Annotated in this window: 1 pseudogene; it reads right to left on the bottom strand. The window is 58.6% G+C overall.

Going from position 1 to position 333, the window contains the following annotated elements:
- Positions 1-333 (bottom strand): annotated as a pseudogene (locus tag EN808_RS35510) (branched-chain amino acid ABC transporter permease); the annotation flags it as partial.

Here is a 333-nt window from a genome sequence, read left to right as displayed (position 1 = left end):
CAAGCCTTCTTTTGGGTCGGAACCGTGAGGCTGAGCAGCCCGTTGGGCAGCACCAGCATCAGCACGATCATCAGTCCGGAATAGATCAGGAGCTGGAACTGGCCGGTCTGAAACAACAGGTCCCAGCCGAAATAGAGCACCAGCGTGCCGAGCATCGGACCGAACACATAGCCGAGGCCGCCGAGGAAGCAGTTCAGCATGAAGTTGACGGAATCGGTGACGGTAAAGCTCGACGGGTAGATCGACTGCGAGATGGCTGCGAAGATGGCGCCGGAAACGCCGCCAAAGAAGGATGAGACGGCATAGGCGATGACGCGCAGATAGGCGATGTTG

Source organism: Mesorhizobium sp. M8A.F.Ca.ET.165.01.1.1, assembly GCF_004792065.1.
Lineage (GTDB): Bacteria > Pseudomonadota > Alphaproteobacteria > Rhizobiales > Rhizobiaceae > Mesorhizobium.
The sequence above is the reverse complement of the archived record's forward strand: the minus strand, read 5'-3'. Positions and strand labels throughout refer to the sequence as shown.